Annotated in this window: 16 protein-coding genes; 6 read left to right on the top strand and 10 right to left on the bottom strand. The window is 52.5% G+C overall.

Features of this window, described 5'->3' with window-relative positions; translation table 11 throughout:
* Positions 1-1059, bottom strand: coding sequence for an NADH:ubiquinone reductase (Na(+)-transporting) subunit F (locus AB8516_RS13500; protein WP_369161388.1), 1059 nt, complete (start codon positions 1057-1059; stop codon positions 1-3).
* A gap of 191 nt (positions 1060-1250) precedes the next feature.
* Here AB8516_RS13500 and AB8516_RS13495 point away from each other — a divergent pair, with 191 nt between their 5' ends.
* Entirely contained in the window at positions 1251-1955 is a 705-nt protein-coding gene (locus AB8516_RS13495; RefSeq protein ID WP_108289715.1) for an FCD domain-containing protein, read from the top strand.
* 38 nt (positions 1956-1993) lie between these two features.
* On the opposite strand, the gene AB8516_RS13490 is transcribed toward AB8516_RS13495, so the two are convergent.
* The 8 genes from AB8516_RS13490 to AB8516_RS13455 all read right to left on the bottom strand — a co-directional run bounded on the left by AB8516_RS13490 (position 1994) and on the right by AB8516_RS13455 (position 12217).
* Positions 1994-2458, bottom strand: coding sequence for a bacteriohemerythrin (locus tag AB8516_RS13490; RefSeq protein WP_108289714.1), 465 nt, complete (start codon positions 2456-2458; stop codon positions 1994-1996).
* An 11-nt stretch (positions 2459-2469) separates the two neighbouring features.
* Positions 2470-7209, bottom strand: a complete 4740-nt coding sequence (locus AB8516_RS13485) for a PAS domain S-box protein (RefSeq protein ID WP_369161386.1) — start codon at positions 7207-7209, stop codon at positions 2470-2472.
* Positions 7210-7645: 436 nt separating this feature from the next.
* A complete protein-coding gene (locus AB8516_RS13480; protein ID WP_369161384.1) occupies positions 7646-8566 on the bottom strand; it encodes a catechol 2,3-dioxygenase in 921 nt (306 codons plus the stop codon).
* A gap of 91 nt (positions 8567-8657) precedes the next feature.
* Positions 8658-9026, bottom strand: a complete 369-nt coding sequence (locus AB8516_RS13475; RefSeq protein WP_369161382.1) for a phenol hydroxylase subunit P4 — start codon at positions 9024-9026, stop codon at positions 8658-8660.
* Between the two features lie 79 nt (positions 9027-9105).
* Positions 9106-10629: an aromatic/alkene/methane monooxygenase hydroxylase/oxygenase subunit alpha gene (locus AB8516_RS13470; RefSeq protein ID WP_369161380.1), complete on the bottom strand. Its 1524-nt coding sequence runs from the start codon at positions 10627-10629 to the stop codon at positions 9106-9108.
* Positions 10630-10646: 17 nt separating this feature from the next.
* A complete protein-coding gene (locus tag AB8516_RS13465) occupies positions 10647-10919 on the bottom strand; it encodes an MmoB/DmpM family protein (protein WP_369161378.1) in 273 nt (90 codons plus the stop codon).
* Positions 10920-10931: 12 nt separating this feature from the next.
* A complete protein-coding gene (locus tag AB8516_RS13460) occupies positions 10932-11930 on the bottom strand; it encodes an aromatic/alkene monooxygenase hydroxylase subunit beta (RefSeq protein WP_108289708.1) in 999 nt (332 codons plus the stop codon).
* Positions 11931-11953: 23 nt separating this feature from the next.
* Positions 11954-12217 carry a phenol hydroxylase subunit gene (locus AB8516_RS13455; protein WP_069121173.1) on the bottom strand — a complete coding sequence of 88 codons (264 nt, stop codon included), beginning with the start codon at positions 12215-12217 and terminating at the stop codon, positions 11954-11956.
* Between the two features lie 440 nt (positions 12218-12657).
* Here AB8516_RS13455 and AB8516_RS13450 point away from each other — a divergent pair, with 440 nt between their 5' ends.
* From AB8516_RS13450 to AB8516_RS13435, 4 genes are all read left to right on the top strand, one after another.
* Positions 12658-14322: a sigma 54-interacting transcriptional regulator gene (locus AB8516_RS13450; protein WP_369161376.1), complete on the top strand. Its 1665-nt coding sequence runs from the start codon at positions 12658-12660 to the stop codon at positions 14320-14322.
* A gap of 66 nt (positions 14323-14388) precedes the next feature.
* Positions 14389-15273: an AEC family transporter gene (locus AB8516_RS13445; protein ID WP_369161374.1), complete on the top strand. Its 885-nt coding sequence runs from the start codon at positions 14389-14391 to the stop codon at positions 15271-15273.
* Positions 15270-16547, top strand: a complete 1278-nt coding sequence (locus tag AB8516_RS13440) for a hypothetical protein (RefSeq protein ID WP_369161372.1) — start codon at positions 15270-15272, stop codon at positions 16545-16547. Before AB8516_RS13445 ends, AB8516_RS13440 begins: the two co-directional genes overlap by 4 nt.
* Positions 16548-16667: 120 nt before the next feature.
* Entirely contained in the window at positions 16668-16892 is a 225-nt protein-coding gene (locus tag AB8516_RS13435) for a hypothetical protein (protein WP_069121103.1), read from the top strand.
* A 22-nt stretch (positions 16893-16914) separates the two neighbouring features.
* On the opposite strand, the gene AB8516_RS13430 is transcribed toward AB8516_RS13435, so the two are convergent.
* The gene (locus AB8516_RS13430) at positions 16915-18003 is read right to left on the bottom strand and encodes an XrtA/PEP-CTERM system-associated ATPase (RefSeq protein WP_108289704.1); all 1089 of its coding nucleotides are present in this window, start codon (positions 18001-18003) and stop codon (positions 16915-16917) included.
* Positions 18004-18494: 491 nt separating this feature from the next.
* Here AB8516_RS13430 and AB8516_RS13425 point away from each other — a divergent pair, with 491 nt between their 5' ends.
* Positions 18495-18962 carry a peroxiredoxin gene (locus AB8516_RS13425; RefSeq protein WP_369161369.1) on the top strand — a complete coding sequence of 156 codons (468 nt, stop codon included), beginning with the start codon at positions 18495-18497 and terminating at the stop codon, positions 18960-18962.
* Positions 18963-19152 lie beyond the last annotated feature (190 nt).

The following is a 19152-nucleotide window of genomic DNA, read 5'->3' as shown; positions in this document are numbered from 1 at the left end:
TCAGAGCCTCTTGAATACCGGACTGCGCTTACGGTTCTCTTCGTCTTTGGTGAGAAAGCGCTCGGTGAAGATGTCGTTCTCAAACAGACGGCCCTGCATGAGGGCGCGTATCGCGGCTTCGATCATCACCGGAGGCCCGCACAGGTAGGCGGTATTGCCGCTGAAGCCATTACCGAAATGGTGTTGAGCCGCTTCGTGTACGAAACCGGTCTCACCGCTCCAGTCGTCACCCGCTTCCATCTGTGAAAGCACAGGGTAGTAGGTAAAATTCTGATGTTGATCCGCCAGGGTGTTGAACAGCTCGTCATCGTAGAGATCCCGTTTTGCCCTGACGCCATGAAAAAGAGTGATCTGTGTCGTGCAACCGGATTCCAGCAGGTCGAGAATCATCGACTTGGGACTCGAGAGTCCGGTACCGCCGGCGATGAATATCATCGGCTCGTTACGGGACTTGCGCACGAAGAAACGGCCATAGGGTCCGGTAAAACCGAGTCTGTCGCCCACCTTCAGATCATTGTGGATAATCGGTGTTGCCTCACCGTCCGGCACCAGGCGGATATGCAGCTCGATCAGCTTGCCGTCGGACGGCTTGCTTGCCAGCGAGAAGGCGCGCGGCACCTCGACGCCGGGAACCTGCAGATTGATGTATTGACCCGCCTGAAAGTCGATACTCTCGCCATCCAGCTGCAGCCAGATTCCCTTTACATCATGGGTAAGGTTTTCGAGCCTGACGATCTCAGCCTCAAAGTCTTTCACGGGGATGATCCTTGCATCGGGATCTTCGTCGATATCCGCCTCGATCACCGTATCCGTATCCAGGGTGGCGCAACAGGCCAAAACCTTTCCTTCCTCACGCTCCATATCCATCAGAGCGAAGCTTGAAGCGTCTCCCACATCCACGTCTCCTTCAAGCACCTCGACCTTGCAGCTGCCGCATAGCCCGTGGCAACAGGCATGAGGCATCCAAATACCGGCGCGCAGACATGCATCGAGGATATTTTGACCCTCATCGACCTCTACCTCGTCGCCGGTTGGCTCGATGGTGAGTTGGTATGCCATATTCATCGCTCCAAAATATCGATAAACAAAAGAATAGCGATATTTTATCGATTTGCAAGAATATTATCGATATTTTTGTAAATTTATTATGTTCGACTAAAATATTGACAAAAGTCAGTGTCATGCATCCTACATAGCAGGTAGGGTAAAGAGCAGATATCATTCAGGTCATCAGATGGAAAAACACAGTTATGGCAAGAACTTACAACGAACAAGCTGAACCGAACGGAGCCAAGACACTGTCCGACCAGGCCTATCTGCAGCTCAGGTCAGATATCATTCATGGTGAATTGCAGCCGGACGAGAAACTGCGCATTGAACACCTGCGCACTGCATACGGTGTCGGCGCAAGCCCCCTACGCGAGGCCTTGAGCCGACTCACAGCGGATGGCTTCGTTACTGCGGAAGGGCAGCGCGGTTTTCGCGTCGCCCCGATGTCCGAAGCGGATCTGGCAGACATAACACAACTGCGAATCCTGCTTGAGAAGCAGGCACTCTGTCAGAGCATTGAGCAGGGTGATGATGCCTGGGAATCTCGAATTGTCGCCGCCTTCTATCAGCTGGAAAAGGTTGAAGAATCGGAGGAAAGGGACCCTGCCGAATGGGAGATCCGCAATCATGATTTTCACGAAGCGCTGATCGCCGGCTGCAGTTCAAAATGGCTGCGCCGCTTCTATGGCATTCTCTACGATCAACACAAACGCTACAGAAACATTGCCCTGAGCACCGAGATTCCCCGTGACCTGCACCAGGAACATAAAGAGCTGCGTAACGCGGCTTTGGCCAGGGATGGCAAGCGAGCCTGTGATGCGATCGAGCAACACATCATGAGAACGGCTGAAATCACGCTGAAAGTGCTGCGGGAAGAGGCACACAGAGAACAGGAGATTGCATAAAAATGTTTTCTGACAGGCAAAGAAACTTGGCGCGCGAATCAATCTGTATTTGATGACGGCCTCTCCGCCTCCTTTGCCTGAATGAATGCCCCCAATTTTATATCCACTTTCTGGGTATGGCTGGCAATCCAGGTTTGCAGAAATTCCAGTACTGGAATGATCTGATCCCGATCGCCGGAATTGAATGTCTTTCTTACGGCGACTATTTTTGCCGAAAAATCACGATGCTCTTTGATATGCTGTGCCGCATCCTCCGATCGTTCGCCAAAATAATCATACTCCTTCATCAATGACTCTTCTGTCTGGAAGTGATAGATGGCGTAGCTCAGCAGTTCCTTGGTAATCCTTTGAAAGGTCATGGGGCTGGTCGTCTCGGTGATGCTGTTGTAGGCGTCATTCACCATATTCAACAGATTCTGATGCTGGGTATCGATCACCTCAACCCCGGTAGACATCCAATCACTCCAGACAAAGGGCTCATATTTGTATTTCGTTTCAGACATTCACCTATCCTCTATGTCATTACGAAGCGTCGTATCCAATCTTTTGATTCCATTGTCAAAGCCAGCCAGTGAGTGAAATCCTCTGATGACATCGCTTCTGAAAAAAGAAATCCCTGCATGCGGCTGCAACCCAACGACAGTAGTGTGGCCATCTGTCGCTCCTCTTCGACCCCCTGTACGATCACCATGCGATTGAAGGCATTGGCCATATTCAACATGGTTTTGATTAACGCATATTGGTGCTCGTCGGCAAGCATTTTCTGGGTCAGGGTACGATCCACCTTGATCGCTCTGACCGGCAGCCGAGAAAGCTGCTGGATCGAGGTATCGCCGACACCGAAGTCGTCGAGCACACATTCGATGCCCATTTCGAGACAATCGCCGATAAACCGTTCCGTCTGGGTGAAATGGGATGTGACGACCCGCTCGGAAATCTCCAGCTGCAAAAGTGAACGTTGATGCTGATCCAATTTCATTACACGATTTTGCAGCCTTTTGAAAAATACCGGATCGAAGCATTGCTCCGGAAAGATATTGATACCGATTGAGAACGTCGAACCCTTGCTATGCATGTTCTCGATCAGTAAGACCGCCTGATCGATGACTTGCTCTGTGAGCGACTGCATCACTTCACTCTTATTGATCAACGGCAGAAATTCTGCCGGCTCAAGCAGGCCCAATATGGGATGGTCCCAACGTATCAATGCCTCTGCGGCAATAACTCGGCCTGCCCGACAATCAAGCACCGGTTGGTAGTAGACGATGAGTTGATCGCTATCCATGGCTTTGATGATTTCACCCAGTGTCTCCTCCTGCGCCCGGACCCGCTGTTCGAAATCCTTGTTGAAGAACTTGTAGCAGTTCTTACCCAACTCCTTTGCCATATACATCGCCTGGTCTGCATGTCGAATCAACTTATCAGGTTCCGAATTATCATTGGGAAACAGGGTGACACCGATGCTGGCGGTGACTGTCGATAGAACATGTTCGGCTACCGTGTAGGGTTTTGTCGCCATCTCCAGAATACGCTTGAGAATGAGCTGACTCTCCTGCTGATCCTTCAGGTCGGCCAATAGAATCAGGAACTCGTCACCACCCAAACGGGCTACCGTATCTCCGTTGCGTACACATAAGGCCAGCCGTTGAGCCGTTTCTCTTAACAGTTCATCACCCGCCTCATGCCCAAATTTATCGTTTACAGCCTTGAACCCATCCAGATCGAGATAACAAACCGCCATCAGTTCACCGGTGCGCCGCGCTCTTGCAGTCATCTGTCGCAGACGATCAATAGCCAGCAGGCGGTTGGGCAGCCGCGTAAGATTATCAAAATGGGCCAGCTGCTCCAGACGATGCTCATGACTCTTCTGCTCGGTGATATCAGACATGGTCGAGACTGCGCCTGTGATTCGACCAGTACCTCTATCATAAAGCGCATGTATCGTCAGTCCGATCCATATGGGTTCCCGCTCTTTTCTCTCAATCTCTATGGGAAGATTTTCAATCGACTCCCCTCGAGACAATAAACGGGCCAGTAGTGGTTCGATATTTTTCAACGGTGAGGCCTGCGGGACCAAATCACCGATAGCCTTGCCGACACTCGCCTCTCTGCCCCACAGTTCGATGGGCAGCTTCAGTAAAGAGAAAAAACCGCTATTGGCATATCGCAGTCTCGCGCGGTCATCCCAAAGCGCGACCGCCTCCTTGACCGTATCAAGTATCGTACTGAGCTGCTGGCGATTCTGTTCCAGCTGGTCTTCAATCAACTTGTTTTCGACGATATCCCAGGCCAGTTCCGCAATCCGGCTCACCTTCTCCACATCGTGCCTGTCGTAGTTTTGCCGGGCACGATTGCCCACCCCCATGATGGCGACGATCTTGTCGCCCCTGAACACCGGCACACAGAGTTCGCAAGTGACCTCGGCGTGGCCATCAGGCAGCCCGCGTCGATGAGGCAACGAGGCATAGTCGTTGTGGATAACCGGGTGCCTCTCTCTCACTGCATCGGCCCATACACCGGCTTCATCGACATCGTAATGCAATCCCTCTCCCGCAGCCTGGCAAAAACTTTCGGTCGTCTCGCTTGACCAGGCTTGCAGCGTGAGGGTTTTCTGGTCATCCTCGAGAAAGTGGTAAAAGCCGATTTTGCTGTCGGTCTTTTCACAAGCCACATCCAGCGCAAACACCAGTAGTTCATTGGCAGTATGCCCCTGCGCATATTCATGCAACTTCACCCTTGATTCCATCACCTCTTCATTGAATTTCCGTTCAGTGATATCGATAAAGGTAACTACAGCCCCCCGGATTTTCCCCTGTTTGATCAGCGGATACGACCAGTATTCGGCCGGAATGCTGGTACCGTCCTTGCGCCAGAAAACCTCGCTATCCACATGAATCTGTTCGCCCCTGTTGAAGGCTTTGTAGATAGGACACTGCTCGCTTGGATAATCTGAACCATCCGCATGCGAATGGTGTATCAGCTGATGCATGGGCTGACCAATCAGTTCCTGTTCACTGCCATAACCCAACTGCGCCAGAGCAGCCTGGTTTACACTGCTGCAGAGACCGTGTTCATCAAGACTGAAAATACCCTCTGCCGTCGAGTTCATGATCAGGCGCTGATAGTCTTCGCTTGCTTGCAGCGCACTTTCAACCTGCTTGCGATCGGTTATATCGGAGATAAAACCTTCGAGCAAAGGAGTACCGTCTTTTGACTCAACCTGAGCCCCTCTTTCCCACATCCAGCGCTCTCTCTGCCAGCGATCGAATATCCTGTATTCGATTTCGAAGGTAACACCTTTGTCGATTGCAGCCGCTATCTGCTTTGACACTATTCCTCTGTCCTTCGGATGAATCACATCGGCATAGCTCAGCAGCTGATCATTAATCAATTCCGACGGTTTATACCCCGTGATTTCAGTAATCCCATCACTGATAAAGATCATGCTCCAATACTGATCTCTTTTACAGCGATAGGCCGCACCCGGGAGATTATCCAGCAAGACCCGCATGGTACGACGCGAATCTCGCAGTGCGGTTTCGGTACGTTGTCGTCTTATGGCACTGGCCAGCACGTCGGAAAATGTATGCAGTAACAGAATATCCTCTTGCTGCCAGGTCGAACTGACCGTAACGGTATTGAATCCGATAAAGCCGATGAGCGCCTGATCGATGCGTATAGGCATCGCCAACAACGACTTTATCCCTTGCTCAGCCAGATGTTGCCTGAATTCACCGGCCTCTACCGTCAGATCGTCAAGGGACTCGACAAAGAGCGGCCTGTCCTGGCTAAACTGCTCCAGCATATAATCGAAATCGGAAAGGGGAAGCTTTTGCAGCTTCCCTGTTTGAACCGCCACCCCTTCAGCGCACCACTCATGGGTATTCGACATGGTGGCAAGATCACTGTCGACCTGGTAAAGATAGGCACGCTCACTCTTGGAAAATTGACCAATCTCTTTCAACAAGCTGGCCAGCCTCTGATCAAGCTCGTCAATAGAGGTATCCAGTAAAATGGAAGCCTGCTTTGCAATCATCTTTTCAAGTTCGAGGCGATGATTGAGCTTAAATTCGTTGTTTTTTCGTTGCGTGATATCCTCAGCAATACCGGCGACACGATAGGGTTTTCCCGACTCATCGTGAATGGCGAATGCCTTGGCATCCACCCAGCATATCTCACCGTTCGGGCGAATCACCCGATATTCAGGAAAGTGCAGCTCTTCCCAGGGTTGCTGTAAATGCTCTGCAAGAAAACGCTCAACACGTTCAAGATCCTCACGTGGCAAAGCCTCGACCCAACTGGCGGCATTGTCATACAGGCTCTGACAACTTCTGCCCCACATCAACTCATAGCCCGGACTGACGTAGTAAACCTCTTGCCAATCCGGGGATCCCAGCCAAAAGACCTCTCGGATGGCATGGGTCAACTGCCGGAAGTTTTCCTCGCTCTCCTTTAATTGTATCCTCTCCTTTCTCGTCTCAGTAATATCGCTGACCATGGCAAGGGCGCCGATAACCCTTCCATCGCGATCCTTAATGGGCCCTGTATTCATTCGGGTCCATATGTCATGTCCTTTTTTGTGCCGAAACCTGAAATCATGAGATTCAGCGATACCTCTTTGTCTCCGTTGAAGATTTTCCCGGGCTATCTCGATCGCCTCTTGATCCATGAAGTCATAAAAAGATCTGCCCATCATCTCATCGGTTTTATATCCGAACATATCCGCCAAGGTGTGGTTGACGAAGGTTGTATTGCCCTCGCCGTCGATCTGCAAGATACCGTCATGGCTGTTCTCGACGATAGTACGGTACTGCTGCTCGCGCTTTATGATCGCACGGTTAAGTTGCCGATATTTTCTCACTAATGGAAACAATATGGAGACAAGCACCAACAAGGCACCCAGACCTATCAGGGTATAGAGAAAATAGGTCCGATAGGGATTGCCAAAATCTATGGTATTACTGAACGAGAGGGCCTCAGCCACACCGGTATTGTGCGGCCGATCCTCCAGCATCAAGGCATGCTTGACGTCGTTGACGTCCAGAAGCACCTTGGGTGCTTCTGTAACCCTGTATGCGCCAAGGCCGATTACATAGTCCAATGCATTATCGGCAGGCGGTGTCGGGAATCCGGGATGATCAGAGTAGAGCAGATGAATCTGTTTTTCGCTTATCGGCACCTCTCCTGCCAAGACACTACAGAAAAGCAGCAGCAAGATACCGACGAGGAATTGACCTGGCGCTTTAAAGTTCATTACAGATTTAACAGCAAATGGGCAGGTCAATAATCATTGGATCCTTGTTGATATAAGACCCTGTTTATTAACTAAATAACTCCTTTCAGAAAAACTTCATCTTCTTTGATAGTAGATCAGCCAGAAAAAAAAAACAGGGTTGGTTCAGGAGATAAATTCGGCTCTTGCTTTTGCAGTAGCGTATATATATGTCACGAATCGTAACTAACACATCCCATGAGAATTAAAAAATCGACTGCGCTGCGAATAGAAATACCGCGGCCTTTTCCACATTTACACCGGTTGCACGGTTCGGGTTACTGAGTGCGATGGTGATGAAGCGCCCACTTTTTTTTGTAAAAAGCGGGCTACTCCGGTTGATCCCCGTTGCTACCTGTACAGCAACGGCAATAAAGCCCCAGGAGCGGGGCTTTATTGCGTTAAAATAGATAAATGATCAGGTTACTACAGTGAGGAAACGTTCATTGAGTTTCTGGTCGTGATAGAAAATCGCACCACCCAGCTCATCAGCTGTCCAGGTAATGGGTTCATGGTCAGGATACCAGTCATAAGAGCCATGAAAGACTTCATTGCGGTTGCCTGAGGGATCGAAGAAATAGATGGTTCTACCACGGGTGATACCGTGCCGGGTGGGACCGATATCGATGGAGATCTTATGCTTGCCGATGATATCGGCGGCCCTTAATACCTCTTCCCAGGAACCGAGCAGGAATGAAGCATGATGGAGCTTGCCTTTATCCTGATGACGGATTAGCGCCAGGTCGTGGGCCTTCATACCGCAGGTGAGGAAGGAGGCCAGTTGGAGCTCTCCATCCATCACTTTCTCCGACTCACTGAAACCCAATACCTCTTTGAACATTTTGATGCTGCCATCCAGATCATCGCCATACAGCAGACAGTGATCGAAACGTTGTACCTGCATGCCTTTGAGATTATCCGGCCAGGGCTCGGGATTGACCCGCCCCATATCGGTGCCTTTCACTTCCTTTTCCGCATACAGCTCGAACATGTGACCGGTGGGGGAATCGAAACGTACCCGCTCGCCACAGTGATTCAGCTCATTGGCCGGCACACGTTCGACATTGCAGCCGAACGCCTTGAGCTTGCCCTCAAGCTCATCCATTGTCTCCCTGCTATCGACCTTGAAGCCCATAAAATCCATCCCGGTCGTATCCGCTTCACGCAATACAACAGAGAACCAGTCCTGTTCATCCCATCCTTTCAAGTAGACACGGCCCTGATCGTCCCGGTCCGTTTCCAACAATCCCAACCGGTCCTTGTAATGAACAAGAGCCTCATCCAGATCCAGCACACGCAAAGAGATATGTCCTGGACGTAAAACGCCTTTAATCGCCATCACTCAATCCTCCTTTGGACACCGCGGATCACCACGGTGATGATTTGCCTATTAATGACCCGCATTCATCAGCTGCGGATCTTGATGTGTGTTATGAACAGGACCCCTTGTAACCATTCAGACCAGGGGTGCGAAAACAGACAAGGGTTTTATGATCGACACCGTTCTCCGCGAGGCTCTTGCCCATATCAGGCGTTGACACCTCACCATTGATCTTCCACTCCACACGATCCCAGTCGATCAACCCAAAGTCGGGGTGCATGCCGTAGTACTGCGGAATCAGTTGTTCGGCTAGCGCGCCGAAAGGCATATCGGGAGACAAAGGAAAAGCGGTTGCAGCGCAAAAACTGAGATGCTCCTCCCAATGCAGATATACCACCTGGTTACCATGAAAATTCTCTTTTCTGTCGCGGATTTCGACAGCATCCGCGTATCCGGGTTTGAGGGCGACAACAGCCATGACTCTCTCCTCATTGTAAAAATCTTCTTTCGCCATCCAGACCATGGAAACCGGGTGTCGGAAGGCGTCTATCGTTGCTTTAACCGGCCACCCGCTTACGCGCTGACTGCCAGGCATCCCACTGTTTCTGGTCCGGCGAACCCGTGTAGTCCATGTTGTCTGTACCGTTTTCCATGTGGTACCACTTGAGAACGTCACTCAGTTCCGCGCCTCCGCAGTTACCCTGAAAGATCTGATGTACGGGCAACCAGGCCTGTGAGAACTTCTCCGGCTCGTTGTCGAAGATGTCCTTACAACCATCGGAACAGAAATGGTAACGATCGCCTTTATAAACACTGTTGCGAAACCCGATCCTGGTCGGATCTCCAGGCTCCGTGTAGCCCATGGGTATCTGGCAGGTCTGGCAGAGCTGGGGCAGCGCGTTGTTGTAGAAACGCTCACCCTTGGCCTCCATCTCCCGCCACATCTCGAAGCGTGGACGGTAGTACTTATCGAAGGTATTGGGATACTTCTCCGACAGCCAGGCCATCTCCTCATCGCTGGGCAGCCAGGTGTGGAAACCCGCCGCCTGGGTGTATTGATAGAAGATCGCCCAGTTCTGGTGAGAGATATGCTCCGCCTCATCGGTAGCGATATCGGCATACTTGGGCACACGAAGACCGTAACGCGAGAGATCCTCGAACAGCGCACCGCCCGCCTCGGTGAAGTAGATCTCCCAGGCCTCCTTCCAGGACATGATGCGTTTGGGCAGCATGTAATCCATCATCATCGCCACCAGGCCCAGCATTTTATGGCCACGCCAGAACCACTTGTCCACCCACTTCTGCACGATGGGCAGATTGTCGGGATGCTGCTCCAGCATGAATTTGATCACCTCGATGCCCAAAGTCATGTGGCGCGCCTCATCCGACTGGGCGGAGAAACCGAAGGTCACCGTGGCCAGATCGCCGTTATAGGCTGCGCCGGACATAAAGGGGACGAACAGCAGGTTGGTCAGCACATACTCGAAGGCGAATGAAATTGCTGTGAAGAACTCGAAGGGACCGGCGCTACAGGCATCGTCAAAGAACGACTTGGGTACAGACAGATACCACACACGATCATGCATGTGAGGGAATTCGGCGAAGCCGTCGAAATACTTGTTGTAGTGACTGATGGTATGGATCTGGGTTTGTGCATGGCGCAGCTCATCCAGGGACTGCATCTGCGCCGCCACTCTCGGACCCACACCCCGAATATGCCGGCCCAGGTGCGCGAAGTGGCGATGGGCCTGGTACTCCAGCGGCGTGACACCGGTAAGAAACAGCTTGATGGCATTTACATAACGGGCATCGGAGATACCCAACTGGCCGTTGTTCTGGGCAAACGAGTCGAGTACCGCGTAGAGCTTGCGCTCCTTCTCGCCCTGGTACTTCCAGTAGGCATCCATGGTCAGGCGGAAGGGATCCTCCCACTTCGACCAGTCGGTGATCTTGATCCCCTCGAAGGTATCATAGGGAAAGACATCGTCCATCTTCTGGTAGCTGGTCTCCCAGTCCAGACCTCTGGTCATCAGCGCATAGCGCTGCTTCAGGTTCAGCTTTTTTTTGCGTTGGGGTGTCATAGCTTGCTCCTCCGGTGTTACACGCCCCAGGAGAGGACCAGCTCGTCATCGTCCTCATCCAGGCTGCCGCCCATGGAGACGATGGTGAGGTGGATCTCCTGCGGGTCCCAGTCACGGCCGATGCGCTCGGATACCGACTCGGCCTTCACCACCAACCGCTCCGGACAGTCGATCTTGACCGCACCTGGCATGTAGTTGGCGTTGGCACTGGGATTGTCATGCAGAATGGACTCGATCACGGGACGAGCCTCGTCATTGTTTTGCAGGGTGATGGATACTATTCCAGCCATCTCGGCCTCCTCCTATACGGTCAGGCCGAGCTTACCGGCTCGGACATCCAGTTGTTCACGCACATCGGCGATTGCCGATTCAGCGCCATCGACCAGCACCATAGATGCCAACGGCGTCAGGGCCTCTGTCATGGTGTCGCGCCATGCTCTGTACCATTGGGAGAGCTGGGCCTGATTCTCATCCGACTCCTTGCTTGCAACCTTCACGACCGCATCCACCCAGCGATTGTGTTCGGCACTCCAGTCAACCATGAACTCACACAGCATGGAGAGGGCCGCCGCACCGTGTTTCTGGCCTTGCGTGTCGAAATGGTTGTAGACAAGGGGATAGACCAACCCGTCCATGACCAGGAACTGGGCCAGCATCGCCTCGAACCAATCCTTCAGTACCAGGCTGTCTTCCACCGCTTTACGCACGCCCTGCCAGGCATCCGCCTCCATCCACTGAGTTTTGGCCTCATCCAGCAGCTCACCGTTGCCACTGCCGAGGACGATGCCGATGCGGGAGAGGATCTGCGCAATGCCCAGCCGATCCCCCGCGGTAAAGATCGCCGCCGATGTGATGGCGGTGCCATAGCCGGCATCGCTGATGGAACAGGCGTTCATATTCGCGCCCCACTCATAGTGGCGCAGCGGGATCAGATATCTGACGATCAGCTCCCGCCAGGCGGCGTCGATATTGGCCAGCATGTCGCGCTTCTCCTCGAAGGCGAAGTTGCGCTCCGTAGTCTGGTGCATGTTGGCGCGGGCGATTGTGTAAGTGCCGTAGTAGAACTGTCGCGGATCCTTGAAGAGATACCAGTCCTGCATCCTGATTGCGGTACGCCCCTCATCGAAGGTCCAATATTCCGGACCCCATATGGGACGATAGTGGAAGTGCGTCGTAGCCTGAACATCGTACACTCCCTCTTCATAACGCGATGCCGGCACATCGGAACCCAAGCGGCGCGCAACATGGGCAAAGGTCTGTCGCCTCGGCTCCACATTCACAGTTTTTATATCGATACTCATCGTTAGAATGCTCCTCCAGAAAGCTATCGATTCAGATCCGGATGGGTTGGATTTCGATAGAGGCCAGGACGGCTGTCGTTCCCGTCTACACTGCCAATCTCATCAGGACGTTGTATTAAAGTGGCTTGATGCTTCGCGCAGAAAGCCCTGAACTCGTCATAGGGGAGGATCAGTTCAACCGTCAGGTCTTCATCGTTGATGGAAAACTCGAACTCAACAAACCTGTGCAGCCGTTCACCGGTCACTCGGATATAGGCTTTGCCGATGTCCGGCACATAATCTCCCATCACTTCCTCCTCAAACCCGGCCGATCCGCACTTGATGCAAAATCCGCCTTATTGCTGGTCAAAAAAACAGGGCAGAATCTGTGCCAAAACACCTACACCATTGAATTTAATGAGTATTTATAGATTTGTTGCAGCTATTGGAGGATAGGTGATTTCACCATCAGATCAAAAACAATTCACCAATTTGATCATTTAACCAAATAGATAAGCGGTATCTTGATAAATGTTGCTTTTGCACAATGTCAGTGCAAAAACAAAACGCGCATCTTTTATCGATTTGTTTTACGCCCGCTTCATTTTATGATTTGATAAAAACAACAACCCAAACTATAAGAATCATAAGAACTCAGACACGAGAAAGATTAGCAAGCCCGCCATTAAGGAGGATGGCTTAGCCACTACAGATACCGGTAAGCAGCTCGAGACCGGCCGGAGGAGATATGTCATCCCAAATCAGCATTGCCGGTCTGCCCTCGGAGGACCGAAATCTGCACCTGTCATTCGATGCGGGCACGATTCTGCTCAACGATCAGCGCATGGTATTGATGCACACCCATGCTATGGGAGCGTTGCGTAAAGAGCTCATGGATACATTGGGTATGGAGCGGGCCAGAGGCGTCCTTATCCGCATGGGATACGCATCCGGCGCCAAGGATGCAGAGCTTGCCCGTAAACTGTTACCTGAATCCACCGATGAAGAGCTGTTGATGATGGGGCCTCGCCTGCACACCCTGGAAGGTGTGGTGCACGTAAAACCCATTAAGGTCGATATAGACATCCGTCAGCGCCACTTCTATGGTGAATTTCTTTGGGAGAACTCCCATGAAGCCGAAGAACACTTAAAGCTTTTCGGCATTCATCACGATCCTGTCTGCTGGACCCAGATCGGTTACGCCTCAGGGTATACCAGTGAGATTATGGGACGTTTCATCGCCTATCGCGAGGTTGACTGCCGCGCCAAAGGCGATCGCCACTGCCGCATCATCGGCAGGCCCATCGAAGAGTGGGATAACGCCGAAGAGGAGCGTAGTTACTACCGTCCCGATCCGATGGCAGAGCAGTTGTTGGCGCTACAGGATGAGGTCAACCATCTACGTGACTCGCTGCAGGAGGAGACAGGCATTGGCGACATGGTTGGCGCATCTCAACCCTTCATACAAGCCTGCGATATGTTGCGTAAGGTGGCTGACAGTCATGTCACCGTGTTGCTGCTTGGTGAAACAGGTGTCGGCAAGGAGATGTTCGCCCGTGCACTCCACAGCATCAGCCCATTGGCAAAAAACCCATTCATTGCCATCAACTGCGCGACAATCCCGGATGAATTGATCGAATCGGAACTATTCGGCGTGGAGAAAGGCGCCTACACCGGCGCTCAGCAGTCGCGTCCCGGGCGTTTCGAACGCGCGCATGGCGGTACGCTTTTCCTCGACGAAGTGGGTGAACTCTCAATGAACGCACAGGCCAAGCTTCTGCGTGTGCTGCAGGAAGGGGAGATAGAACGGGTGGGTGATACCCGGACCCGCAAGGTTGATGTACGGGTTGTAGCCGCGACAAACGTGGATCTGCAGGAGGCGGTGTCTGACGGGCGATTCCGCTCCGATCTCTACTATCGCTTAAATATCTATCCGGTTATCATCCCACCGCTTCGTGATCGCAAGGACGATATCGAACTGCTGGTAACCCGTTTTCTTGAAAAGTACACCGCCCGGCATGGCAAGCGGGTCAGCGGTATCACTGAAAAGGCGCTGGAGGCGCTTAAGGACTACGACTGGCCGGGTAATATCCGGGAGCTAGAAAATATGATCGAACGGGGAGTTATCATTGTCACCCCGGGGGATGCAATCGATCTCAAAGACCTGTTTCCATGTCTCAGCATGAGTCCGGAAGTCCCGCTGTTCAACAACTCAAACGAAAAGGATGGCGGAGACGTTGAATCGCTTGCCAGTCAGGTGATAGACCAATCGACCAGTCTCGAAGAGATGGAGACACTGCTGCTGGAGACCGCGGTAAAGAAGGCCAGTGGCAACCTGAGCCAAGCGGCGCGTATCTTAGGCATCACCCGTCCGCAATTAGCCTATCGTTTGAAAAAGCGTGAGCAGGAATAGACGACTGACTCAACAGTGAGGGCCTTGAGTCCAAACAGCCTGGAAGCCGGGCAATAACAAATACTCATGCATTCTTCGCTATTCCTACAGATCTTACAGGTGACACTGCCGGTATTCGGCATAGCTCTGCTTGGCTATATCTATGGTCGCCTCTGCGGGTCCGATATCCTCTCGGTCAACCGTATCAATATGCAGTTGTTCGTGCCTGCCCTGTTGTTCTATGTCCTGTCAGAGAAGATCCCCGACACTCAGGAGTGGAAGACCATTGCCTGGGGCGCACTCATGATCATCATCGTCTCCGGTATCGTTTCCTTCCCCTTGTCCCGCCTCCTCGGTATCCGACCAAGGGTGTTGTTGCCCTCCATGATGTTCAGCAATGCCGGCAATCTTGGACTACCCCTGGCGGCGCTGGCCTTTGGTGATCAGCTGCTGCCCCTGGCGGTTGTAGCCTTTGTGGTTTCCATAAGTCTCCATTTCAGTCTCGGAATCTGGCTGGTCAGTGGCCGGATTCACCCCACCGAGCTGCTGCGCAATCCGGTTTTTCTGGCCACCCTGGCGGGCGTTATGGCCAATGCCTTCGACTGGCATACACCGAGCATACTCATGCCTGGCCTGGTCATGCTTTCAGAGGTGGCGATACCCTTGATGCTGGTCTCACTTGGGGTTCGCTTGATCCATATCGAACTCCGCTACTGGCGAGCAGGGCTGTCAGGCGCCTTGCTTTGTCCGCTAAGCGGCCTGATAGGCGCATGGCTAGCCATCACCTGGTTGCAACCCAATGATCAGATGCGCGAGATCCTGCTGCTATTCAGTATTCTGCCCCCCGCAGTGATGAACTATCTGCTGGCTGAGAGTTATCATCAATCTCCACAGGAAGTCGCTACGATGGTCGCATTCGGCAATCTGGCAAGTTTGATCGTGATTCCCATCGCCCTCGCTTTTATTTTATGAAGAGTCGTCGCTCTACCGCCGGATGGCTGCTGCTGGCGGCTGTTGTCTGTACGGCGGTCAACACCCTCTGGCCTCAACTTACCAATAGCTGGGCTGGCCTGTTGACCTGGTCCGCGGGGTTTCTCCTTTGGTCTGAGCTGCCTACCCATACCCGTCGCCAGATTGTCATCCTCATCAGCATCGGTTCAATGGGACTTCTTTGGGGATTGACACAGCATCTGACACCCGACTGGGCAATGATGCTTTCCGGCAACGCCCAACTGCTGTCGATGCTGGCCGCTGTCAGCTTTCTTCGCCTGATCACCCGCCCTGACAATAACCCGGAGAGGGTAATGCCGCAGGGGAAGAGGGCGGTATGGTCAACCCTGTTTGGGGTTCATCTGTTTGGCGCCGTCATCAACCTCTCCTCGGTCTTCATCATGGGAGACCGCCTTCGGGGTAAAACGGGACTGGACCGTGAGCAGATCATCGTACTGACTCGCGGATTTTCCGCCGCCGCATTCTGGTCTCCCTTTTTTGCGGCAATGGCAGCGGCCATGACCTACGCCCCAGGCGCCAGACTGGAACGCATCTGGCTGATGGGGATGCCACTCGCGATTATCGCACTTATGATCACCGGTTACAGCAGACGACAGCCCAGGGAGTTTGTCGGTTATCCCATGCACCCCTCGGCATTGGCGCTACCCGCGGTTTTGGCACTGGCAATATTGTTGATACATCAATTACGGCCTGAGTGGCATATTCTCGGCATCATCTGCCTGTTGAGCCCAACGCTGGCACTGATAGTCGTGAGCGCACGCCGTCAACAACCGTTGCTCCAACTGCAACGACACATCACCCACGACATACCCACAATGCACAATGAACTGTACCTGTTCCTGGCCGCCAATGTCATGGCTGCCGGCCTGAACGCCCTTTTTCAGGGATTCGGTGGCTGGTTGCCATTCAGTCAATTCGGCGGCCTGGAGGCCAGCATGACACTGCTGTTTATGCTGATCACGTCGATCGTCGGCGTTCATCCGGTGATAAATATCGCAGCGCTCGGTACCCTCCTGGCACCGCTACAGCCCGACGGTACACTGCTGGCAATGACCTTCCTGTCCGCCTGGGCGGTCGGTGTCGCATGCAGTCCGTTTTCCGGCATCAATCTTTCGATGCAGGGTCGATACGGCCAACACAGCCTGGCAAGCCTGAAGTGGCATGGTAACTACAGCCTAGTGATGTTTTTCTGTTCGATTGCGGCACTCAATCTCTATGCCGCTCTCTGGTTGTAATAAAACGGTTTGCAACAACGATGCGCAGACGGGGCCTGTTAACACTAATCCAATAGACCCTAGTATATGAGGGATTTATGTGGCACATTGTTCGCAATAACCATACCGTATGGAACAGATATGAAAGAAAAGTATATGGTTCTGCCCAGTGCACGTTTTGATGAGATTCGGCTGGTAAAAGTCCCGAAGGATCTCGATACCAATGAGGCATACCGCTTCGCAACAGGCATTATTGCCCAGGCAGAAGAGACAAATCGTGACTATCGCTGGGAGGATATTGCCGAGGCCCTTGAGGCGCGTGGATTCGAACCTATCGAAGCAATGATCGGACCCGCCCTGGACTGAGACCGGGCGTGCCCATCACTGATTAATCAAGATCCTCATACTCATCCAGATCCATCTGCAGCAGAATCGCCTTTCGCAGCAGCTTCTGCTCGTTTCTCAGCGTCTTTTTCAGACTGCTGATCTCCTTTTCAAGGTCTTGTATCCGATAAACCAGTTCATCGGCATGGGCCAGGGTCTGCGGTGAGGGCTGGGTTGCCGCCGCCTGATTACCATTCACCCCCCCTCCGGTCGGATGCAGCGGGGAGACGGATGCAAGCTGCTGTGACTGCTCTGCCTCTTCGGTACCGGGAGGATCAAAACTGACCTCTTGCTCCAGCTCCTGCATCACCGACAATACAGCATCCTTCTCCAGGGTATGGAGCTCTTCCAGACAGCCATACAGCATCATTCTGTCGCACATCGCATTGATCCGGCGAGGCACACCGCCAGTGAACTCGAAAATCATCGGAAAAACACCCTCTGCAAAAGTGGGATCCTCCTTCCAGCCGACCAGTTGCAGTCGATGCAGGATATACTTTTCCGTCTCCTCTGCGCTCAACGGATCCAGATGGTAGGAGGCGATAATACGTTGTCTCACCTGTTCCATTCCCGGACTCTGCAGGGTGCGTTTGAACTCCTCCTGACCCAGGAGAAAGGTCTGTACCAAGGCCTTGTTGTTGACCTGGAAGTTGGAGAGCATGCGCAACTCCTCGACCGATCGGGGCGGCAGGTTCTGCGCCTCATCCACCACCAGCAACATCTGCTTTCCTTCTGCATGCCGAGCGCGTGCTATGGCCTCCAGATTATGCAGCAGGGTAGCCTTGTTGAGCCCCTCATGAGCCAGACCAAAAGAGGCACAGACCATACGCAACATATCGTCAGGATCGACCTGGGTGGTAACCAACTGGGCGGCCATGACATTCATACTGCTCAATTCATCGAACAAATTGCGTACCAGGGTGGTCTTGCCGGTACCTATGCCCCCCGTGATGACGATAAACCCCTCTCCCTGCTCAAGACCGTAACGCAAATAGGCCATGGCACGATTATGTCCCTTACTGTTGAAGAAGAATTTATGATCCGGCGTCAGCTGGAATGGTTTTCCGTCAAGCTTGTAAAAGTCATCGTACATGTGGATTAGCCTTCTCTGATTTCGGTGCTTCCTTGCTTGTGCAGGTAAACCGCCACACACTAACGAAACAATAACCACAATTTATTTGGTTATTTGAATGGCTCAAGGAATCAAGGACCCTACTTTAATTTAACATTATGCTATGAATCAGCGATTTTTCCTACCGTTCGCGATAATGGGTTTACCGAAATTAACCTGCGGGATTCACCTTAATGTGCCTTGACAGTGCACCGAGTAAAGCCTCCCGTACCTCGCCGAACAAGCTATTTGCGCCACTTTTGGATAAAAATGGACAGTCAGAGAACAGCGACTGATCGGTCGTCCAGCCGGCATACCCTCAAGCTGCTGCAGGTCATTGCATACCGGTAGTTGACCCAGCTCCATGGAGTCAACTATCTTGCCATTATGTCCATCCGGCTGACGGCGGGGCTATAGCGGCACACCAGCCAGGACACAGATATAACGACCAACATAAAACAGAGGAAAAATAGATGCTCAACCCTGGAGATAAAGCACCACCCTTTGAGTTACCGGACGCTGACATGCATATCATCAATTCCAATCATTTTCTCGGTAACCAGAACCTGGTGATCTATTTCTATCCGAAAGACGATACCACCGGTTGTACCATTGAGGCATTGGAACTCTCGGACCTGATGGATGAGTTTTCCGCGCTGGATACTCAGGTGATAGGCATCAGTCGGGACAACTGCGTCAGCCATGCCGCATTCCGCGATAAACACGGTCTCACCGTGCAGTTGCTGGCGGATACCGAGGGCGAGGTATGCAACGACTATGATGTCTGGCGGGAAAAGGAGAAAAACGGCGAGAAAAGAATGGGCATCCTACGCTCGACGTTTATCATCGACAAAGCGGGTATCATAAGAGAGGCGCTGTATGACGTGAAACCGAAAGGTCATGCAACCCAGGTACTGGAGAAGGTGAAGAAGATCACTTAGGGCCTGTTAATACTAATCCAATACGCCCTGTTGTATCTGAAAAAGCACCAATCAAGGCGCGAGGAGAGAAGTTTGGTTATTCCAAATGAACGACGAGCAACGCCGAGTGGCGCTTTTTCAGGCATACCCCAAGGGCACTTCCTTCGGGGCGCAACCCGAAGGGCTGGGGCTGTTTTCGCCCCCAGCGGCG

The sequence above is a fragment of the Candidatus Thiodiazotropha sp. LNASS1 genome (assembly GCF_964212655.1).
GTDB lineage: Bacteria > Pseudomonadota > Gammaproteobacteria > Chromatiales > Chromatiaceae > Thiodiazotropha.
The sequence above is the reverse complement of the archived record's forward strand: the minus strand, read 5'-3'. Positions and strand labels throughout refer to the sequence as shown.